The 20685-nt window shown below is 59.7% G+C and carries 13 protein-coding genes; 10 read left to right on the top strand and 3 right to left on the bottom strand.

Translation table 11 applies throughout. From position 1 onward, the window contains the following. Window positions 1–78: 78 nt before the first annotated feature. The 6 genes from EGJ27_RS12985 to EGJ27_RS12960 are packed head-to-tail and all read left to right on the top strand — an operon-like array spanning window position 79 to window position 6951. On the top strand, window positions 79–804 hold the full coding sequence (locus tag EGJ27_RS12985; protein WP_125831153.1) for an RDD family protein: 726 nt from the start codon (window positions 79–81) through the stop codon (window positions 802–804). After that, the gene (locus EGJ27_RS12980) at window positions 801–1781 is read left to right on the top strand and encodes a stage II sporulation protein M (protein WP_125831152.1); all 981 of its coding nucleotides are present in this window, start codon (window positions 801–803) and stop codon (window positions 1779–1781) included. Before EGJ27_RS12985 ends, EGJ27_RS12980 begins: the two co-directional genes overlap by 4 nt. Beyond that, a complete protein-coding gene (locus tag EGJ27_RS12975) occupies window positions 1768–3357 on the top strand; it encodes a DUF4129 domain-containing protein (RefSeq protein WP_125831151.1) in 1590 nt (529 codons plus the stop codon). The genes EGJ27_RS12980 and EGJ27_RS12975 overlap by 14 nt, the downstream gene beginning before the upstream one ends. Further along, window positions 3354–4571: a DUF4350 domain-containing protein gene (locus EGJ27_RS12970; RefSeq protein WP_125831150.1), complete on the top strand. Its 1218-nt coding sequence runs from the start codon at window positions 3354–3356 to the stop codon at window positions 4569–4571. Before EGJ27_RS12975 ends, EGJ27_RS12970 begins: the two co-directional genes overlap by 4 nt. Then, window positions 4568–5611 (top strand): MoxR family ATPase, encoded by a 1044-nt coding sequence (locus tag EGJ27_RS12965; protein ID WP_125831149.1) that lies wholly within the window; start codon window positions 4568–4570, stop codon window positions 5609–5611. Before EGJ27_RS12970 ends, EGJ27_RS12965 begins: the two co-directional genes overlap by 4 nt. After that, window positions 5608–6951, top strand: a complete 1344-nt coding sequence (locus EGJ27_RS12960) for a DUF58 domain-containing protein (RefSeq protein ID WP_125831148.1) — start codon at window positions 5608–5610, stop codon at window positions 6949–6951. Before EGJ27_RS12965 ends, EGJ27_RS12960 begins: the two co-directional genes overlap by 4 nt. Before the next feature lie 22 nt (window positions 6952–6973). On the opposite strand, the gene EGJ27_RS12955 is transcribed toward EGJ27_RS12960, so the two are convergent. Together EGJ27_RS12955 and EGJ27_RS12950 are read right to left on the bottom strand one after the other, a co-directional pair. Then, window positions 6974–7330: a PilZ domain-containing protein gene (locus tag EGJ27_RS12955; protein ID WP_125831147.1), complete on the bottom strand. Its 357-nt coding sequence runs from the start codon at window positions 7328–7330 to the stop codon at window positions 6974–6976. A 194-nt stretch (window positions 7331–7524) separates the two neighbouring features. Then, window positions 7525–7899 (bottom strand): tol-pal system YbgF family protein, encoded by a 375-nt coding sequence (locus EGJ27_RS12950; protein WP_125831146.1) that lies wholly within the window; start codon window positions 7897–7899, stop codon window positions 7525–7527. A gap of 177 nt (window positions 7900–8076) precedes the next feature. Between EGJ27_RS12950 and pyk the strand changes: the two genes are divergently transcribed. Then, a complete protein-coding gene (gene pyk / locus EGJ27_RS12945; protein WP_125831145.1) occupies window positions 8077–9528 on the top strand; it encodes a pyruvate kinase in 1452 nt (483 codons plus the stop codon). A gap of 191 nt (window positions 9529–9719) precedes the next feature. Here pyk and EGJ27_RS12940 read toward each other — a convergent pair whose 3' ends face one another. After that, window positions 9720–10658 (bottom strand): iron-sulfur-binding ferredoxin reductase, encoded by a 939-nt coding sequence (locus tag EGJ27_RS12940; RefSeq protein ID WP_125831144.1) that lies wholly within the window; start codon window positions 10656–10658, stop codon window positions 9720–9722. A gap of 184 nt (window positions 10659–10842) precedes the next feature. On the opposite strand from EGJ27_RS12940, the gene EGJ27_RS12935 reads away from it, so the two are divergent. From EGJ27_RS12935 to EGJ27_RS12925, 3 genes are all read left to right on the top strand, one after another. Next, window positions 10843–12366, top strand: a complete 1524-nt coding sequence (locus EGJ27_RS12935; RefSeq protein ID WP_125831143.1) for a fumarate hydratase — start codon at window positions 10843–10845, stop codon at window positions 12364–12366. A gap of 309 nt (window positions 12367–12675) precedes the next feature. Next, complete coding sequence (locus tag EGJ27_RS12930; protein WP_125831142.1) at window positions 12676–15711, top strand: Tc toxin subunit A; 3036 nt, start codon at window positions 12676–12678, stop codon at window positions 15709–15711. A 47-nt stretch (window positions 15712–15758) separates the two neighbouring features. Next, complete coding sequence (locus EGJ27_RS12925) at window positions 15759–20615, top strand: neuraminidase-like domain-containing protein (RefSeq protein ID WP_125831141.1); 4857 nt, start codon at window positions 15759–15761, stop codon at window positions 20613–20615. The last annotated feature ends 70 nt before the right edge of the window (window positions 20616–20685 follow it).

Below are 20685 nucleotides of genomic sequence, written 5' to 3'. Positions count from 1 at the left end.
CCGAGGGCAACGGCAGGTTGCTTACCCCCGTTGCGGTAGCTAGCATCAGTTCTCGCCCTCAAGTACCGCCTGCCGACAATGTCCTCATCCCCCACACTGCCAAGGAATGCGACGCTGCATGTATCGCTGGATACCCGCACCCGGATCGAGACCCCGGAAGGCATCGATCTGATCCTGCGCCCCGCCGGGCTGGTGCCCCGCGCGCTGGCGTTCGCGATCGACTTCGGCATTCGTGCGCTGGCGACCGGCGTCCTCCTGCTGCTGTTCAGCCTGTTCGACAACCTGGGCCTGGGCCTGGCTGCCATCGCCATGTTCATTCTTAACTGGTGGTACATGGTGCTGTTCGAAGTCCTGAACCAGGGCCGGACACCGGGCAAACGATTCATGGGCCTGCGGGTAACCCACGACGACGGTACGCCAGTAGGCTGGGCTTGCTCCCTGACCCGCAACCTGCTGCGCTTCGTCGACATGCTGCCCTTCGGATACGGCGTCGGCGCCATCAGTTGCCTCAACCACACCGCATTCAAGCGCCTCGGCGACCTCGCTGCCGGTACGCTGGTGATCCATGACGACCTGCCGATCAAACGCCCGGTCTTGCCAGATGCCGCACCGATCATTGCGCCTGTCGTGCTTCGGCTCGAGGAACAACGCGCGATATTGAGCCTTGCGGAACGTCAGGGCGAGCTGTCCGAAGCCCGTGCGCACGAGCTGGCGGCGATTCTCGCCGATCCGCTGCGTGTCCCGCCGAACCTGGCACTCGAGCACGTCAACGGCATGGCCCGCGGCCTGCTGGGGCCAACATGAAACAGACCTTGTTCGAGGCACGTCATCAAGCGCAGTGGCAACGCTTCGGCGCCCAACTCGATGCACTGGAACGCGGCAAGTCCGCCCCCCAGACCAGCGAGACCTTCGCCGGTGACTACCGGCGCATTTGCCATCAACTGGCACTGGCGCAGGAGCGCGGCTACAGCAGCCATCTGGTCGACCCGCTTCATCAACTGGCGATGCGCGCCCATCAACAGCTCTACCGCCACCGCAACGCTCCCGGCGCCTGGCTGGCAGGTTTCGTCCTGGCAGGGTTTCCTCGGCTGGTGCGGGCCGAGTGGCGTTTCGTGCTGGCGGCGGGCCTGCTGTTTTTCATGAGCCTGATCGGTATGGGCCTGCTGGTCTACGGTTTCCCGGATCTGGTCTACAGCGTGGTCGACCCCGAACGGGTCAGTGAAATGGAGCGCATGTACGACCCGGACGTTCGCCGGATCGGCGAAGCGCTGGAGCGCGAGTCCAGTGAAGACTGGGTGATGTTCGGCTACTACATCATGAACAACGTCGGCATCGCCTTTCAGACTTACGCCTCCGGCTTGCTCCTTGGCCTGGGCAGCCTGTTCTTCCTGCTGTTCAACGGCTTGATGATGGGCGCGGTGGCTGGCCACCTGACCGGGGTCGGTTATGGCCAGACGTTCTGGTCGTTCGTCATCGGCCATGGTGCATTCGAGCTGACCGGTATCGTGCTGGCCGGCGCGGCGGGCCTCAAGCTTGGCTGGGCGCTGCTTGCGCCGGGCAGGCACACCCGCGGCGAAGCGTTGCGGATGGCCGGCAAGACCAGCGTAGAACTGGTGGGCGGCGTGATCCTGCTGCTGGTAATCGCTGCGTTCGTTGAGGCGTACTGGTCATCGATGACGTGGCCGCAACCGTCTGTCAAATATTGGGTGGGCAGCCTGCTGTGGGCGCTGGTGATCGGCTATCTGACCTTCGCGGGGCGGAGTTTCCATGCGCCTGACTGAAGCCTCGGTTGAACTGCGCCCGCGCACGCCCTGGGAAGCCATCGACCTGGGCGTACTGCTGGCGGGCAGGCACAGGCGCCTGCTGATGACCAGTTGGGCAATCGTGACGGTTCCCGTGTTCATCCTGCTCACGGCGGTCTTTCATGATCATCCTTATCTGGTCGCGCTGATTGTCTGGTGGCTAAAACCGCTGTTCGAACGGCTGCCGCTATTGATCCTGTCCCAGGCGCTGTTCGGTGCAACGCCCACATTGAAAGAGGCGCTCAAGGCCTGGCCCGCCACCTTGAAAACCCAGCTGTTGCCCAGCCTGCTCTGGCGCCGCCTGAGTTTGAGTCGCAGTTTTTTGCTGCCGGTGCAACAGCTGGAAAACCTTTCAGGTCAGCAACGCGCCTTGCGCGTGGAAGCGCTCAGCCGCAAGGACCTGCGCGCAGCCCGTTTATTGACTCTGGTGGGTTGCCATCTGGAAACCGCACTGGTGATCGGCATGGGTGTCCTGCTCTACGCGCTGATTCCGCAACAGATGGAGACCGATTGGCTCTGGGTCAGCCTGCTCGACCCGCAAGGCGAATCGAACTGGCTGGATCACCTCAACAATGTGTTTTACGCGGTGGTTCTGATCCTCTGGGAACCGATCTACGTGTCCAGCGGATTCTGCCTGTATCTCAATCGCCGCACGATTCTGGAGGCCTGGGATATCGAACTGGTGTTCAGGCGCCTGCGCCAGCGGCTGGTCGGCAGTGCCTACTCGGTGCTTATCGGGTGCTCGCTCGTCTTCGCTATGGCCGGTACGCCAGCCTTCGCCAACGCCCAAGGTTTCAGCTGCCCACTGCCGGACGCCGAGACGCTGTCTGTCGAACAGGCATCCGTGGCTCCGGACATGCCGCGCCTGACGCATCAGGCCTTGTCCAGCCAGGCCGCCCGGCAGTCGATCACCGACCTGGTGCAACAACCTCCCTTCCGTAACCCCAAACAGATTTCCGGCTGGCGCTTTCCCGATCCTGAGGACAAGGCTGCAAAGGCCGGGGGTAACCAGGGCGACCCTGCCTTTCTGAAATGGCTCGCCTGGCTTATGGGAACAGCGAACGTCGTCGCCCGCCTGTTCGAGGTTCTGCTATGGGCTGTCGCGATCGGGCTGGCGGGCCTGCTGGTCTGGCGCTACCGCACCTGGTTCGGCGCCTTCGTCAGCCGCAGGGTCCGCACCGCCGGCGCTGTGCAAGAGGCGCCCAGCCAGCTGTTCGGTTTGCAGGTCACTACCGAATCCCTGCCGGACGACATTGCCGCAAGTGTCGAAAGCCTCTGGGCCAGCCAACCGCGTGAAGCCCTGGGCCTGTTGTATCGGGCACTGCTCAACCGGCTCCTGATCGAGCACCAGCTCCCGTTGAAAAGTGCCGACACCGAAGGCGAGGTGCTGGAGCGCATCGCTGGGCTGAATCATCCATCACTCGACCAGTTCAGTCGCACCCTCACCCACCACTGGCAGAACCTCGCCTATGGCCATCGTCTACCACCCGCCGCCTTGCAGGCAGAACTGTGTGACGGCTGGCGGCGGCTGTTCGGCGACGGAGCGCTGCGATGACCCGGCGCCGGCATTTCATGATCGGCCTGACGATCGCCTTGGTCGTGGCGTTGCTGGGCGTCTGGCTGTTCAAGCATCTGGAACCTTACCAGGAGACGGTGGATCAAGGCCCGTCTCCCGAGGCCCTGGCCAATCCTTATCTGGCGGCAGAGTATTTCCTGCGCCAACGCTCGCTTCCGGTGAATGTGGCCGATAGCCTCGCCAGCCTTCCCGATCCGCAGCAGCAGCGACAATCACTCCTGCTGCTCGACAGCCGCGAGAACATGACGCCCCGCCAGGTAGATGAGCTTCTCGATTGGGCCAGCGCTGGCGGGCATCTGCTGTTCGTCGCCGAGCGACTGTGGGATGCGAAACGTGGTCGCAGCGGCGACCTGTTGCTGGACAAAACCGGAATCCGCCAGTACCTCAGCAAGGATATAAAGGAGCAGGAACGCCAGCAGGACACTGCCCGTTCGGGATTGCCGATCCCTCTCGCCGCCCCGGCACAACAACCGCCGCGGATGCCGTGGCCCGAACTGACCCGCCTGTATCTGGAGAACGAAGACGCCCCGGCCTACATGAGCTTCAACACTGCGTACCACCTGGAAGACCCGAACGACAGCGCGCAGTCCTGGGCCAACAGTGCCGGAGCTACGCACCTGTTGCAGATGAGCCATGGAGAGGGCCTGATCACCGTGCTCAGCGATGCGGAGCTCTGGAAAACCCGTGCCATTACGCGTTACGACAACGCATGGTTGCTGTGGTACCTGACTCAGGACAGTGCGGTCACGCTGGTTGTGCAATCCGCACACGACACTCTGCTGACCCTGCTCCTGCGCCATTTTCCAGCAGCGCTGGTGGCGCTGGCGTTGTTGCTCGGCATGACGCTGTGGCACTTCGGCCAGCGGGAAGGTCCCTTGCAGCTGCCTGCACCCAAGGCTCGCCGTCAGTTGATTGAACATGTCCGCGCCTGTGCCGACTTTCTGTCCCGGCGCAGCGGCCAGCAGGTCCTGCTCAGGAACCTGCAGCACGACATCCTGCGCCGTGCCCGCCAACGTCACCCCGGCTTTGAGCAACTGGCGGTCGCCGAGCAATGGCAGGTCCTGGCACGCCTGACCCGGCAACCCACCAGCGCCATCAGCGACGCCTTGCGCCCAAGGCCCACGCAGCGCTTTTCCAGGGCCGACTTCACCCGTCAGGTAGCCCGCCTGCAAAACCTCAGGAATGCCCTATGAGTGATCCAACGACCGATCCGCAAAGCACTGGCTCCCCAACCGATACGGCCACCGTCGAAGCGCCGGCCACGAACCCGACTCAGCAACGCCAGCGTGCCAGCCAGCTCGCCCAGGCGCTGCGCAACGAATTGCAAAAAGCCCTGATCGGCCAGGACACGGTGATCGATGACGTGCTGACGGCCCTGATCGCAGGCGGCCATGTGTTGCTGGAGGGCGTACCCGGGCTGGGCAAGACATTGCTGGTACGGGCGCTGGCTCGCTGCTTCGGCGGCGAGTTCGCCCGCATCCAGTTCACTCCGGACCTGATGCCCAGTGATGTCACCGGCCATGCGGTCTACGACATGCAGACCGAGCAGTTCAAGCTGCGCAAGGGGCCGCTGTTCACCAACCTGCTGCTGGCTGATGAGATCAACCGTGCGCCTGCCAAGACCCAGGCCGCACTGCTGGAAGCCATGCAGGAACGACAAGTCACCCTCGAAGGTCGGGCGCTGCCTATCGCCCAGCCGTTCATGGTGCTCGCCACCCAGAACCCCATAGAACAGGAAGGCACCTACCCTCTGCCCGAGGCGGAACTGGACCGCTTCATGCTCAAGGTGCTGATGGATTATCCCGACGCGCAACAGGAGCTGAGCATGGTGCGTCAGGTCACACGCTCGACCCGCGCCGACATGCTCGACGTGCAGCCGCTGCGCGTCATCATGCAGGCGCGGGATGTCCAGGCCCTGCAGCGCATTGCCAGCGACCTGCCCATCGACGAACAGGTACTCGATTATGCCGTGCGTCTGGCACGCAGCACCCGAACCTGGCCGGGCCTGAGCCTGGGCGCCGGCCCTCGGGCATCCATCGCCCTGGTTCGCGGCGGGCGGGCGCGGGCATTACTGCGCGGCGCCGAGTTCGTCATTCCCGATGACATCAAGAGCTGCGCGCTGGCCGTGTTGCGCCATCGAGTCAGGCTCGCGCCGGAACTGGACATCGAAGGGCTTTCGGTCGACCAGGTGCTCAAGCAATTGCTGGATCAGGTCCCGGCGCCGCGCTTATGAGGCAGGCATTCAAGCCCACCGGGCTCCTGCTGCGCGGGCTGGGCGGCATGGCGGCCGTCGCGTTGCTGCTCGATACGCTTAAGGTGCTGGGTGTGGCGGTGCCGACGGCACTGGACAATCTGTTCTGGGGAGCACTTCTGGCACTGGCCGGCGTGGCGTTGATCGACGCAATCCGTTTGGGTTATCGGCCCTCCCCCCGGATAAACCGCCATCTCCCAGGCAACATGGCCCTGGGGCGCTGGAGCGAAGTGAGGCTGGACGTGGAGCACGACTCCCCTGACGCGGTGACCATTCGCCTGTTCGACCACCCGCCACCGGGGCTTGAGACTGAAAACCTGCCCCAGTCGGTGTCCCTCGCATCAGGCGAAACCGCACAGCTGGGCTATCGCGTGCGACCGGTGCGGCGCGGCCCGCTGCAGCTCGAGCAGTGTGAAGTCCATCTGCCCAGCCCGCTGCGCCTGTGGACATCCCGACGCTGTCTGCCGCTGCCTGGCACGACGCGGGTCTACCCGGACTTCGCGCGGGTCTACGGTGGTCAACTGCTGGCCGTGGACAATCTTCTCGGGCAGATCGGCATCCGCCAGTATCAGCGGCGCGGGCTGGGCCTTGAATTCAATCAGTTGCGGGAGTTTCGCGAAGGCGACAGCCTGCGTCAGATCGACTGGAAGGCCACCGCCCGTCAACGCACGCCCATCGCCCGGGAGTATCAGGACGAACGCGACCAGCAGATCGTGTTTCTGCTCGACTGCGGGCGGCGGATGCGCAGCCAGGATGGCGACCTCTCACACTTCGACCATGCGCTCAATGCGTGCCTGCTGTTGAGCTACGTTGCATTGCGCCAGGGAGATGCGGTCGGGCTGTCGACCTTTGCCGCCGATCAGGACCGCTACCTCGCGCCGGTCAAGGGCCAGGGCCAGTTGCATCAACTACTCAATACGGTTTACGACCTGCAGACCACTCGGCGACCGGCGGACTACGCCAACGCCGTACGTCAGGTACTGGCGCGTCAGAAGAAACGGGCGCTGGTGGTGTTGGTGACCAATCTGCGGGATGAAGAGGACGAGGAGCTGTTCAACGCCATGAAGCAGCTTGGCCGTCAGCATCGGGTACTGATCGCCAGCCTGCGCGAAGAAATACTGGACGAAGTGCGCCAAGGCGCCGTGCAAACCTACGATGACGCCATGACCTACTGCGGCACGCTTGAACTGCTCAACGCCCGAGCAGGACTGCACGAACGCCTCATGGCCCAGGGCGTGCCAGTGCTGGACACCCGTCCTGGCGGACTGGGCGTCAAGCTTGTCACTCGTTACCTGAGCTGGAAAAAGGCAGGCGCCTTGTGAAGGCTGCCTGCCGATCATCACATCAAGCCGAAGCTTCCAGCGGATAGAAGCTGAAGTAACGACGCAGCATGTGGATGAAGTCGAGATAGTCATCCGGCGCATCGATCAGCAGGAAACCGGAGTCGTAGCTGCCCGGCGTTTCATCTTCCTTGCACCACATGCAGGTTGCCTGGACGTCGATAAATTTCTGACCGCCGTTATTAGGGACTTTCAAGCGAAGCTCGAACTTTGCGCCCGTTAACATGGGCAAATCGCTGATAACCATCATGCCGTTTTCCGACACATTCCCCAGACAACCCACCGACCTGTCGGTCAGGCGGTTGAACACCTGAAGATAATCCTGCAATTGATGACGTTCGATTCTTCGTTCTTTGAGCATGGTGACCGCCTTCCGATGACCCATGAGCATGGTCAAGCAAACATGATGAGTTTGCAGCAGCCTTACTGCGCTTCCTGCTGCCGGACATCCTAACGCACAAACGTCCTGGGTTTGCGCCGCCCTTGACAGTCAGCCTAGCTCAAAAATTTCTATCATCCACCCGAAAACGCTACCAGTCATCCAATCGGGTGTAATCATCGTGAAGCAGGAAATGCCTTGGCCGGCTGGGCCTTGGGCAGGTGCCCCAGCTGCGCGAGCGTATCCAGGCGGGCACGGGCGCGGTAGGCGTATTCGCTGTCAGGGTAGTGAGTCATCAGGTACTGATAAGTTTGTGCAGCATCCACGTACAGCTTTTGTCTCTCCAGGCACTGCCCGCGCAACATCGAGACTTCCGGCTGGACGTAACGGCGCGAACGGCTCTGACGCTCCACTTTGGATAGATCGAGCATCACCCGTTCGCAATCGCCCTGCTCGTAGGCAAGATAGGCGTGGTCCAGATTGGAATTCATGGACCAGCGGGTGCACCCGCCGATTGCGGCGAGCATTACAGCAATCATTAAAATACGCATGGGAGTCTCCTGTCCTTTGCCCTGTATCGACCCGAGCACGGTTTTCTTCACCCGAGTTTGCACGCCAGCCGTCAGCCGAACGCCCTGCCGATCGGTAGCGCTGTAGTGCAAAGGAACAATGACTAAAAGCACAGACAGGAGTAGCCTCTCGCTGCGCTTCAATTAAGGAGTTTGTGCATGACCGTTCGCCGCACCAAAATCGTCGCCACACTTGGCCCTGCCAGTAATTCGCCAGAAGTCATCGAACAGCTGATCCTGTCGGGTCTGGACGTCGCTCGTTTGAACTTCTCCCACGGTACCCCTGACGAGCACAAGGCTCGTGCCAGGCTGATCCGCGAGATCGCCGCCAGACATGGCCGTTTCGTCGCCTTGCTGGGCGACCTCCAGGGACCGAAGATCCGGATCGCGAAGTTCACCAACAAGCGAATCGAATTGAAAGTCGGTGACAAGTTCACCTTCTCAACCGCGCATCCGCTCACTGACGGCAACCAGGAAATCGTGGGCATCGATTACCCCGATCTGGTCAAGGATTGCGGCGTGGGCGACGAGCTGTTGCTCGACGACGGTCGTGTGGTCATGCGCGTCGACACCCAGACCGCGCAAGAGCTGCACTGCACCGTTCTGATCGGTGGTCCGCTGTCGGATCACAAAGGCATCAACCGTCGCGGCGGCGGTCTCACTGCTCCGGCGCTGACCGAAAAAGACAAGCTGGACATCAAACTGGCTGCCGAGATGGAACTGGACTACCTGGCCGTTTCCTTCCCGCGCGATGCCGCTGATATGGAATATGCGCGCCAGTTGCGCGATGAATCGGGCGGCACTGCCTGGCTGGTCGCCAAGATCGAACGTGCCGAAGCCGTTGCCAACGATGAAGTGCTCGACGCCCTGATCCGTGCCAGCGATGCAGTCATGGTTGCCCGTGGCGACCTGGGCGTGGAGATCGGCGACGCCGAGCTGGTGGGCATCCAGAAGAAAATCATCCTGCACGCACGTCGCCACAACAAGGCGGTAATCGTTGCCACGCAGATGATGGAATCGATGATCTCCAGCCCGATGCCGACCCGCGCCGAAGTATCCGACGTGGCCAACGCCGTGCTGGACTACACCGACGCCGTGATGCTCTCGGCTGAAAGTGCCGCCGGTTCGTACCCGATCGAAGCCGTGCAGGCCATGGCGCGGATCTGCCTGGGCGCCGAACGGCACCCGACCGGCAAGACCTCCAGCCACCGCATCGGCCACTCGTTCACCCGTTGTGACGAAAGCATCGCCCTGGCAGCCATGTACACGGCTAACCACTTCCCGGGTGTGAAGGCGATCATTGCGTTGACCGAAAGCGGTTATACCCCGCTGATCATGTCGCGCATCCGCTCCTCGGTGCCGATCTACGCGTTTTCCCCGCACCGCGAAACCCAGGCACGTGCCGCCATGTTCCGTGGCGTCTACACCGTGCCGTTCGACCCGGCAGCCCTGCCGCCAGGTCAGGTCAGCCAGGCAGCGGTGGACGAGCTGCTCAAGCGCGGCCTGGTCGAGCAAGGCGATTGGGTCATCCTCACCAAAGGTGACAGCTACCACACCATCGGTGGCACCAACGGCATGAAGATCCTGCACGTTGGCGACCCGTTGGTCTAAGCGCCAGCCTCGCAAGACCCAAAAGCCCCGGTTCGAAAGAGCCGGGGCTTTTTCATGTTCGCGCGAAACAGTGAGAGTAGGAGCGGACTCGTCCGCAAAGAGGCCGGTATACACGAAACACGTTTATCGGCCGAAAACAGGTTTTCGCGGATCAGCGGAACGCCGCCCGGTCCGCTTCCACGGTCGGTGCATCAAGCGCGGTCGAGAAACACATCCGCCAACAACTGATTACGCGGCAGGCCCGATAGATATAAACGCTTGGCGAACATTTCGACACTCGTAGGGCTGCCGCACGCCAGCGCCATGGCCCTGCGCGACAACAAGCGCAGGGCGTCCAGAGCTGCCGGCAGTTGCTCAGGCGTGATGAGTCGTACCTCCAAACCGGGATGTTCGGCGGCCAGTACGTTCAGCTGGCCAGCCAGATAATGTTCAGCAACATCTTGAGCCAGATGCACAAGATGAACAGGGCCTTGATGTTCCTGCCGCAACGCTTCGCGCAATACGCCCCATAGCGGCCCCAGTCCGGTGCCGGCCGCCAGCAGCAAAAGCGGCCGCTCCTGCCACTCCGGATCGTATCGCAGTGCTCCGCCGCGCAGTTCACCCAACCGGATCGAATCGCCAACCTGCAACTGCCGCGCAACATCGCTGAACGCGCCAGGACGGCGGCAATCGAGGTGAAACTCTAGGAACGGGTCTTCGTCCGGCAAGCTTGCCAGCGAATACGGCCGCGCAACGCCGCTGTCGGTCCACAACACCAGATGCTGGCCGGCGCGATAACGCAATGGCCGTTCAGGCTCAAGACGCAGGCGCAGCACCTCAGGACTGAGCCAGTCGCAACCCACAACCTGAGCGGGCAAGCCATCACGCTTCGCATCGAAGACTTCGACCGTCAGGTCTTCAACCACCTGACACTGGCATGCCAGACGCCAACCCTGGCGGCGTTTGTCAACGGCCAGCGCGTCAGGTTGAGCGTCGGCAGGTTCGCCCTTCACGCAACGAACCAGACACGCATGGCAACTGCCCGCCCGACAGCTGTAAGGAACGGCAAAGCCCGCCTGGTTCAGGGCGTCCAGCAGGTTGCTGGACACAGGCACAGGCCAGTGCCGGCCGCCGACATGTAATTCAGGCATCGGAAAGTTCCAGGCCAGGCGCAGAAAATATGCGCGATTGTACAGGTTGGCCGATTGACCGGGTTATACTGCCGCGCCTTTTTGCGCCCGCTTCGGCTTCCTGAACACGCAGGTTTGTGCCGCGATTCAGTCGCTTGCCGATAGCGTAATTGAATGTTCCCGTCCCTACAGAGGAGCGCGCCGCATGACCGTGATCAAGCAAGACGACCTGATTCAGAGCGTTGCCGACGCACTGCAATTCATTTCCTACTATCACCCCGTGGACTTCATCCAGGCGATGCACGAGGCTTATCTGCGTGAAGAATCGCCGGCGGCTCGCGATTCCATCGCCCAGATCCTGATCAACTCGCGCATGTGCGCGACCGGTCATCGCCCCATCTGCCAGGACACCGGTATCGTTACCGTGTTCGTGCGCGTCGGTATGGATGTACGTTGGGACGGCGCCACCATGGGCCTGGACGACATGATCAACGAAGGCGTGCGTCGCGCCTACAACCTGCCGGAAAACGTCCTGCGCGCTTCGATCCTGGCCGACCCGGCGGGCGCTCGCAAGAACACCAAGGACAACACGCCTGCGGTCATTCACTACTCCATCGTGCCGGGTAATACCGTCGAAGTGGACGTGGCGGCCAAGGGCGGCGGTTCGGAAAACAAGTCCAAGATGGCGATGCTCAACCCGTCCGACTCCATCGTCGACTGGGTTCTGAAAACCGTTCCGACCATGGGCGCCGGCTGGTGCCCGCCAGGGATGCTGGGCATCGGTATCGGCGGCACGGCAGAAAAAGCCGCGGTCATGGCCAAGGAAGTGTTGATGGAGTCCATCGACATTCACGAGCTCAAGGCCCGTGGCCCGCAGAACCGCATTGAAGAAATGCGCCTGGAGCTGTTCGAGAAGGTCAACCAGCTGGGCATCGGCGCCCAGGGCCTTGGCGGCCTGACTACCGTGCTCGACGTCAAGATCATGGATTACCCGACCCACGCCGCGTCGTTGCCGGTGTGCATGATCCCCAACTGCGCCGCCACCCGTCACGCTCACTTCGTACTCGACGGCTCCGGCCCGGCCTCGCTGGAAGCGCCATCGCTGGACGCCTACCCGGAAATCGTCTGGGAAGCCGGGCCGTCTGCTCGTCGCGTCGACCTCGACACCCTGACGCCGGAAGACGTACAGAGCTGGAAACCGGGCGAAACCGTGCTGCTCAACGGCAAGATGCTGACCGGTCGCGATGCCGCGCACAAGCGCATGGTCGAAATGCTGAACAAGGGCGAAACGCTGCCGGTGGACCTCAAGGGCCGCTTCATTTATTACGTCGGCCCGGTTGATCCGGTGCGCGAAGAAGTGGTTGGCCCGGCCGGCCCGACGACCGCCACGCGGATGGACAAGTTTACCCGGCAGATCCTCGACCAGACCGGCCTGCTGGGCATGATCGGCAAGTCCGAGCGCGGCCCCACCGCTATCGAAGCGATCAAGGACCACAAGGCCGTATACCTGATGGCCGTCGGCGGCGCGGCTTATCTGGTTGCCCAGGCGATCAAGAAATCCAAGGTCGTGGCCTTTGCTGAACTGGGCATGGAGGCGATCTACGAGTTCGAGGTCAAGGACATGCCGGTCACCGTTGCGGTCGATGCCAACGGTGAGTCGGTCCACATCACCGGCCCGGCGATCTGGCAGAAGAAGATCAGCGACAGTCTGGCGGTGGAAGTGCAGTAAACCTCTCCCTGGCGACGATAAAGAGCCTGGCTTTCGAGCCGGGCTTTTTTATGCGCCGCTGTCGCAGCGGGCACAAGTCACCACTAATACGCGGGAAGACGCTTGCTCGCACAACGTGATCCTGCGATGTGTTTCTATCAGGCCTTAGTAAGTCAGCCTTTATGACCAAGTGTCATAGGCCTATGGAGTTCGCCAAGCCTCTGTATTGAAAGAAGACTTCTCTTGTTTCAATCTTCACTGTCATTTCTGTCAGATGACAAAAATCCCCCCGTGAAAAATGCTGTCAGTCATCCCTGCAGGAGCACTGACATGACCGACCAGCCTTTTTCCTTGTTGAGAAATCTTGCCAAGAGCGAGCCATCTTCCGCCGAGCGCACGGACGGCAAACTGACGTTTGTCGATGCCCTGCAAGAGATGGGGATTACCTCGGTGTTCGACATCGTGCGCCGCGCCAAGCCTGCGTTTGTGCGTGAACTTGCCCGGTTGAGCGATGCCAACGGTGCGCTGGCATACGAAAACGCCCGTTGTTATGCCACCCAGATCGTGCGGCTGTATCGCAACCAACTGGTGTCATCCGGACGCACGCAAACCATTACCAGGCGTACCGGTGTCCGCTCGCTGGTAGACATCGGCCCCAGCTTCCCCAACCTGTTCAAGGAGAACTGGGACCTGTTTTGCAAGGTCGGTGCGATTGAGGCCAAGGACTCACCGGCGGCGTATCTCACCTCCCTGTACAGATTCGCCCTGGAAGAACTGGAAAACAGCACTCCGGAAACGAACCGTATCAGACTCGATGACCGTCGCCCGGATCTGAAAGATCTGTTGATCGACCAGCAAAACACCTTCACTCCGGTGCCTACGCTACAGATCGTCAACCAGGTGCTGACCAAAGCCATCGATGCCTATGTCGACACCGTCGAGGGAGACAAGGACAAGACCATTTATCAATTGGTGGCAGAAAAGAAACATCCCTTTCTGTTCCCGTACAACTTTCACCATCAACAGATCACCCTGGGCCTTGGGGGTAAGAAGCCGAGGCTGGGCGAGCTGAGTTACCGTGTCAGCCTTGAGGTTCCTGCCACTACGGCGGGAACCAGCGCCTATGGAGCACTGCAACACAACAGCGCCATTGCCCAGGTGATGATGAGCGGGTTCAGCCCCGAGCAGCAGGCCATCGTGCTGGCCCCTGCCCTGCCACTGGAACCGCCGCCAGCCAAAACCGTAGACGACGTGCAGGATGATCAGGAAGACCTGCTGACCATCACCCGTTTTTTCAAAACCCATTACGGTGTCAGCTATATCCAGGGGGCGGCCAACGCTCTGGATTCGCTCAAGGTGTTCATCGAGAAAACCGGCCTGAACAGTAATGAGGTCGAAGCCGTACTGGCTGTGCACAACCATGCCCCCTATGGATCACCCAATGTCCTGTCGGCAGGGCACAACGCCATCGAACCTCAGGCAAGCGCTGTCAAATACGGTGCCTGTTATGTCAACGGTCCGTCTGATCAGCAACCGCTGGGTTTGAGCAGAGACGACAAGGGCAACGCACGACTGATCAACACCAGCGTGGACCGCTTCGACCGCCTGCAACGCATGATCCGCCTGCAACGCTGGATGGACATTCCCTTTTCAGAACTGGATACGCTGATCATGGCGGTGATTCGGTCGGAGGGGGCCGAAAATACTGCTGCCATACTGACGCAAAACGTCTTGCGGGCCCTTGGTACCTATCGTTACCTGCGCAGCCGCTACACCCTCGAGCCAGAAGAGTTTGCCGCGTTCCTCCATGGACTGAGCGCTTATGCCAATGACGGACATTTGCCGATGTTCGACAAGGTCTTCAATAACCCGTCGTTGTTCGACACGCCCCTGGTGCTCAATGGCTCAAGGTTTTATCTCAACAGTACAGATAGCAATAACAACAGAACGCTTGCCCAGATATGCGCTGGTCTGCAATTACCCCTGACTCAGGACGATCTGTGGCCAATAGCGATGGATACTCGCGAGCTTATCGGTGCTGCTCCGCAAGATCTTATACGCAATTCCAGCATGATCTCTTCAATGTACCGCCAGACCCGCATCGCCTCGGTGTTCGGGCTGGCAGCCAAGGACAGTCGAGCGCTGGTTGACCTGCTGGGCGGTGAGTCGTACCGGAAAAAAGTCGTGACCGGCAAGCTACGCGCAGCGGCTGACGATACAAACGTGGAACCTGACATTCTCGATATTCTGATGCAACTGGACTGGGCCGTGACCTGGCTCAAGGACACCGGGCGCGATGTAGCGACCCTGCGCCGTCAACTGGGCATCGACAGTACGCAAGCGGCCATACCGCAGAGCCTGATCGATCAACTCAACCAGTTGGCTACAGAAACCCGTGATGCCGCATTGACTGCTGCAAAGCTTGATCTGCTGAACCTGCCTGCCAAGGACAATGCCGGCACGGCCATTGATTGGTCAGGCAACGTATTGAAAACATTGATTGACGCAAGCGGACTGGTCATGGCCCAGGCATTGAGTCTGCTTGACGACCAGACGTTGGTCATTGCCGCTGCGCTGGAAGCGAAACTAAAGCCCATCAACCTGGAAGAGTCAGAAAAAGCCGAGGTGACCACGCGGTTGCTTGAGTTCATTCTCAAGGGCTATTTCGTCCAGCACCGCCTGATGGAAGGCTTGCTGCAAACCAACGCTGGCCTGCCGCTGGACCGCAGCGAAACCGTCATGCGCTGGGCAGGCAGCAGCGCCGACACGTTTCTGGGTCCGTTGTTGAGCGCCACCGCTGACGCGCCATTGAGCCTGCCATTGAGTGCGCCCGGCCTGGCGGTGATCGACGCCCTCATGACCTTGGTGCGCTACGCAGAGGCCAATCAACAACTGGGGCTAAGCGCTCAGGCGTTGCGTACTTTTCTGGTTTATCCCCAATGGCTGCACGCCACTCTCAAGACACCACTGGAGCTGTCGCTCACAAGCTTCTATCTGCTGGATCGCTATCGTGACTGGCGCGATAGCGGTGGCCACCCTGAAACAGCGCTGCTCGGTTATTTAAGTCGAGCCAATGGTCTGGAAACAGCCAGGGCGAGCGAGCTGGCGCAACTGTGCGCCAACCTCCTGGCTGCGCTCTCTGGCTGGAGCGCTTCCGAGGTTCTGACTGCCAGTGCGTTCCTGACCGCTCATGGAGGTATTGCCATCTCCATGCACGAAGTGGACTGGATCAACCGGATGCACAGCACCAATGCGCTGACCGGGCTGGCAGCCAACCAGATTCTCAACGCCACGAACCTCACTTCTGATAGCGAACCTGAACTCTGGAAAAACGTCGGCATAGCCGTCATGGCGGCCAACCGCTGAACACTGAACGAATGGATTTCTATCAATTGCCAGGGAAGCTACACATTATGTCTCGCTCCATTGAAAGCCAGCTCAACGAATCCTTTCGGGATGCACTGGTGACTTATTACCTCGGCGAAGTAGTCCCCAACTCTCCATTACTGAGGCGTCTGGGGCTGGACCAGCGTCTGAAAACGGCCAACGATCTGTATGAGTTTTTCCTGATCGACAATCAGGTGATCAACGAAGTCGAAACCAGTTACGTCGCCTCGGCCATCGGCAGTGTTCAGCAATTCATCAACGGGGCGCTGATGGGTATGGAGCCCGGTTATGACCTGCTGCAACCCACCGAAGCAAACTTTGTCGAGTGGCGCGAGCGCAGCAGTCAGTACCCGATCTGGGCCGCCAACATGCAGTTGGCGCTCTACCCGGAAACCTTCATTTCCCCGGCACTGCGGATGAAGAAATCCGGTTACTTTGAAAATCTGGAAAACGATATCAACCAGAACAAGATCAGTATCGATACCACTCAAGAGGCCGTGAAGTCCTACCTGGCCAGTTTCGAGGAAGTGGCGAACCTGACCGTTATCAACGGCTATATCGACACTGAGCGGTTTGCTGAGGGCAAGTATTACTTTATTGGCAAGTCTCGCGCCGAGAATATCTATTACTGGCGCACCGTCGATATGAACGAGCGGGCCTACAAGGAAGGCACTGAAGGCCCCAAGCACGACTACCCGACGCCGGGTGCATGGTCGGACTGGAAGCGGGCAGAAATCGGGGTCAACGCCAATACGATTGAGCGCACGCTGCGGCCGGTGTTTTTCAACAACCGGCTGTTCGTGACCTGGGTGGATATGATCCCTGTCTCCGAAGAGATTGACGTTTCTCTGCCCACAGGCAGTATCAAGCCCAACCCCGATGGCAGCATCCCCATTACCCCGGCCCCGCCACCGACCTCCACGCCCAAGGTGCGTCTGCTCTTCAATGTCTCGTACAAGAAATATGACGACTCCTGGAGCGCACCGCTGATTTACATGGATGTCACGTCGCTCAAAACTTTTACCTTTGCAGACAAACCGGTCAACCTTGAAACCGATCTAAACAGCATCGCCGTGTTTGACGTTTCTGCTTCACCGGAATCGCTGTTTATCGCCCTCTATGCAGGGGAAAAACTGGTCAGTGGCGATACGGACGGCTCTACTTCGGATTATGCCCTGCTGCACACCGCGTTTATTGACAAGAACTTCAATAAGGAACGATCGTTCCCCAAAGAGGGTTATGTAAAAGAAAATTACAATGGCGCAGATGCCGAGCCTAATGAAAGCCGCATTCGTAAAACCTGCTGGGCGCTGGCACTCAAAAACAAAGGAAACTTTCAGTTCACCTGGAGTGTTCACATTGGCTTAAAGCCCATTATTACCAAACCAGCACTTCCCGGGTCTGCCGACTGGGACTACAACGGTTGGCAGTCCAGGATACGGGCGATGGAAGATCCGGCTATCCAACAGCCTACCCTTGACCACGCCAGCTCTACGATACGCTTAACATCCGATATCAATGCCGACATCATCCCGGAAAGCGGTGATAGTGATCCTGAACCTATGATCATTGATATAACCTTTCACTACAGAGGCACCCCCCACACCAACTTACATTTGATAGTCGGTAAAAAAGAAGGCTTTTACAACAAACTACTATCAGGCTCACTCATTAGTTTTCTGCCTACAGACGCAATACCTAGTCTTTTATCCGTTCAGTGCTCCGCTTATATAAGTCACGACATCCGCCTACCTATAGAACTAATCGACTTCATAAGAAACCCAAACCACCTACCCTACGTATTCGGTGCGGATTCAAATACGATCGACGCGACAGACGGCTATATAAACCATTTCCTTACCCGGCTAGTCAGGCATGAGACCCTTTATGACGTAGACGATATCAAGGCAGGGCTTGTTATGATGGAACTACTCATCCCCTTCCAATGCAGCGTCACTATTGAAGCGTCTAATACAAACCCTGAAATTACGCTCCACCAGTACATGAGCCACCCTCAAAACATGGCCCTGCCTTATGGCCCTCAAAAAATCATCACTAAAACTCAAGACCATGAAAACTTGTTCACGCCCACCCCGCAATCCATAATGATCCCCTTTAATAAAGCAACCCTACTGCCAACATTACCCGCCACTTTTATGGAGGGTTCAAAAAAGTTCTACATTACCCACGGCGTCGGGATTAACACTAAAAAAGACCAGGAATGGATTGGCTCCGCCATCAAATCCACCGAAATAGAACTCACTTGGGAGTCCGAAGGCGGCGTCGACCCCATCGCCCCCAAAATCAACAAACGCACCGACCCATTGCTGGGCATTGCCGAATACATCGACTTCTCCGACTCAAGCATCAAATTCAGCGACGGCTCGACCAGCGACAAGCGCGACCCGATCCGCATGAACACCCTGTTTGCCCGCGAGCTGATCAACAAGGCCAATATCGCCCTGGAAGCGCTGTTGTCCTGGGGAACGCAACAGCTACCGGAACCGGCGATTGGCGAAGAAACCGAACCCAGCAAGATGGACTTCAAAGGGGCCAACGGCCTGTACTTCTGGGAGTTGTTCCTGCATCTGCCGTTCATGATTTCCTACCGCCTGAACCTGGAGCAGCGCTTCAACGAAGCCGAATTCTGGCTGGGGTTCATCTTCGAGCCGGGGCGCAAGGAAAACGCCAGTACCGGCGCGCCCGATTACTGGAACGTAAGGCCACTGACCGAGCTGCCGGACCCCGACTACTTCATGCGCGCGCCCATCGACCCCGACGGCATCGCCGCCAGCGACCCGGTCCGTTATCAGAAGGCCGTGTATTTCCACTACATCAAGAACCTCGTCGACCGTGGCGACATGGCCTATCGGCAAGTGACCCCCGACAGCCTCGGCGAAGCCAAGCTGTGGTACGTGCGCATCCTCGACCTGCTCGGCCCGCGCCCCGATGCCGTGATCACCAGCCAGTGGACACCGATCAAACTGGCGGATCTGACCGGAGCCAGTAACCCTGGCCTGCGCGCGTTCGAGACGCAACTGATCCAACAGGAGCAGCAGGTACGCGCCAGCGCGGCGGCCAATGAAGGCAAGGCAGTGATCAGTTTCACTCAGCCGTCGTTGCGCCTGAGTACTTTCGGCAGTGACCCGACACTGGTGGAGGAAGACAACGGCCACTTCATCGTGCCCATGAACGCCGAGCTGACCAAGTACTGGGACATGGTCGAGTCGCGTCTGTACAACCTGCGCCATAACCTGACTCTGGATGGCAAACCCTTGTCGCTGCCGCTGTTTGCCGCGCCACTGGACCCTCGCGCCCTGCTCGCCGCCTACGCCAATGGGGCGACCGAAGGCGGCGCGGGCAGCCTGCTGGCCCAGGAAACACCGCACTACCGCTATGCGGTGATGTTCACTCGGGCGAGTGCCGCAGTGGATAACCTGATCCAGTTCGGCAATACCCTGCTGTCGATCATCGAGCGCAAGGAACAGGGGCAACTGATGGAGTTGCAACAGCAGCAGGTGTGGGAATACGCGCAGTTCGCCATCGATTTGCAACTGGAGGCTCAAAAGGTCGAAATCGAAGCGCGCAAGGCGCTGGAAGCCAGCAAAGCGATAGCCGATGCCCGGGCCAGTTTCTACAGCAGGCTGGCGGAGGAGAATGTCACAGGGACAGAGATCACTGCAGCTGCAGCCCATATGAGTGCCAAGGTGTTCACCGGTGTAGCGGCCATCTCGTCATCTGCCGCCGCAGCGATGAAAGTAACTCCCAACCACGCTGGCGCTCATGCAGGCCTGATTGGCGGGATGGCCGTTGGAGTAGCAGCAGGCGGTGCTGCAGGGGGGTTTGAAATTGAGGGTATCCCCGAGATGGTCGCCATCGGCGCGCAAGCTATCGCCACACTCGAAGACAGTGTCGGCGATGCTCTGGAAAAGGTGGAAATATTACGCCGCCGCCAGCAGGAGTGGATCAATGCATGCGAACAGGCCCAGCTGGAATCCGAACAGATCGTGGCGCAACTGGCCGTGCATGACGCCCAGACTCGCGTCACCGCCTTGCAACTGCGTCAGGCTCAGGAAGCCAGGCAACAGGCCGAGGTCGTTTATGCATTTCTTAACAAACGCTTTACCAACAGCCAGCTTTACCAATGGCTCAACGGCCAGTTCTCGACGTTCTACTATCAGGCCTACGATGCAACGTTCTCCCTATGCCTCGCCGCACAAGCCTGCTGGCAATACGAAATTGCCGATTATTCAGCGAGTTTCATTCAGCCCGCCGCCTGGAAAGACGCCTGGCGCGGCCTGACTGCCGGCGAATCGCTCAAGCTGGACCTGTTGCGCATGGATGCGGCTTATCTGGCGCGCAACGATCGCAAGCTGGAGATCGTCAAGACGGTATCGGTGAGGCAATTGCCCATCTCCACAGAAGAAGATCCCAGCATCAACAGAGGCTGGGATGCTGTGGTCGCTCGCCTGGCCGATGAGAGCATCGCCGAATTTGAAATCACCCAGGCGATGCTCGATGCCGACTACCCGGGCCACTACTTGCGCCGTATCAAGCGCGTGAGTGTGTCGCTGCCGGTGACGGTCGGCCCCTATCAGGACATCCGTGCCACCCTGACGCAAACCTATAACGCGGTGCAGATGAACGGTCCGCAAGGCGCACCGAAAGAAAACATGCGCGCCAGCCAGCAAATCACCGTGTCGACCGGCGTCGACGACGACGGCCTGTTCGTTTTCAACTTCGATGACGAGCGCTACCTGCCCTTTGAAGGTACGGGGGCGATTTCCCGTTGGGCCTTGAAGTTCAGTGCCAGCCAGGAGGACATGATCGCCTCGATCACCGACATCATCGTTCACCTGCGCTATACCGCGAAAAGTGGCTGACAGGGCGTCATGGGGATCAGCCGCTGAACACTGAACGAATGGATTTCTATCAATTGCCAGGGAAGCTGCA

This window comes from Pseudomonas sp. v388 (assembly GCF_003935425.1).
Taxonomy (GTDB): domain Bacteria; phylum Pseudomonadota; class Gammaproteobacteria; order Pseudomonadales; family Pseudomonadaceae; genus Aquipseudomonas.
Note: the sequence above shows the minus strand (reverse complement) of the source record. Positions and strands in the feature narration are given on the sequence as shown.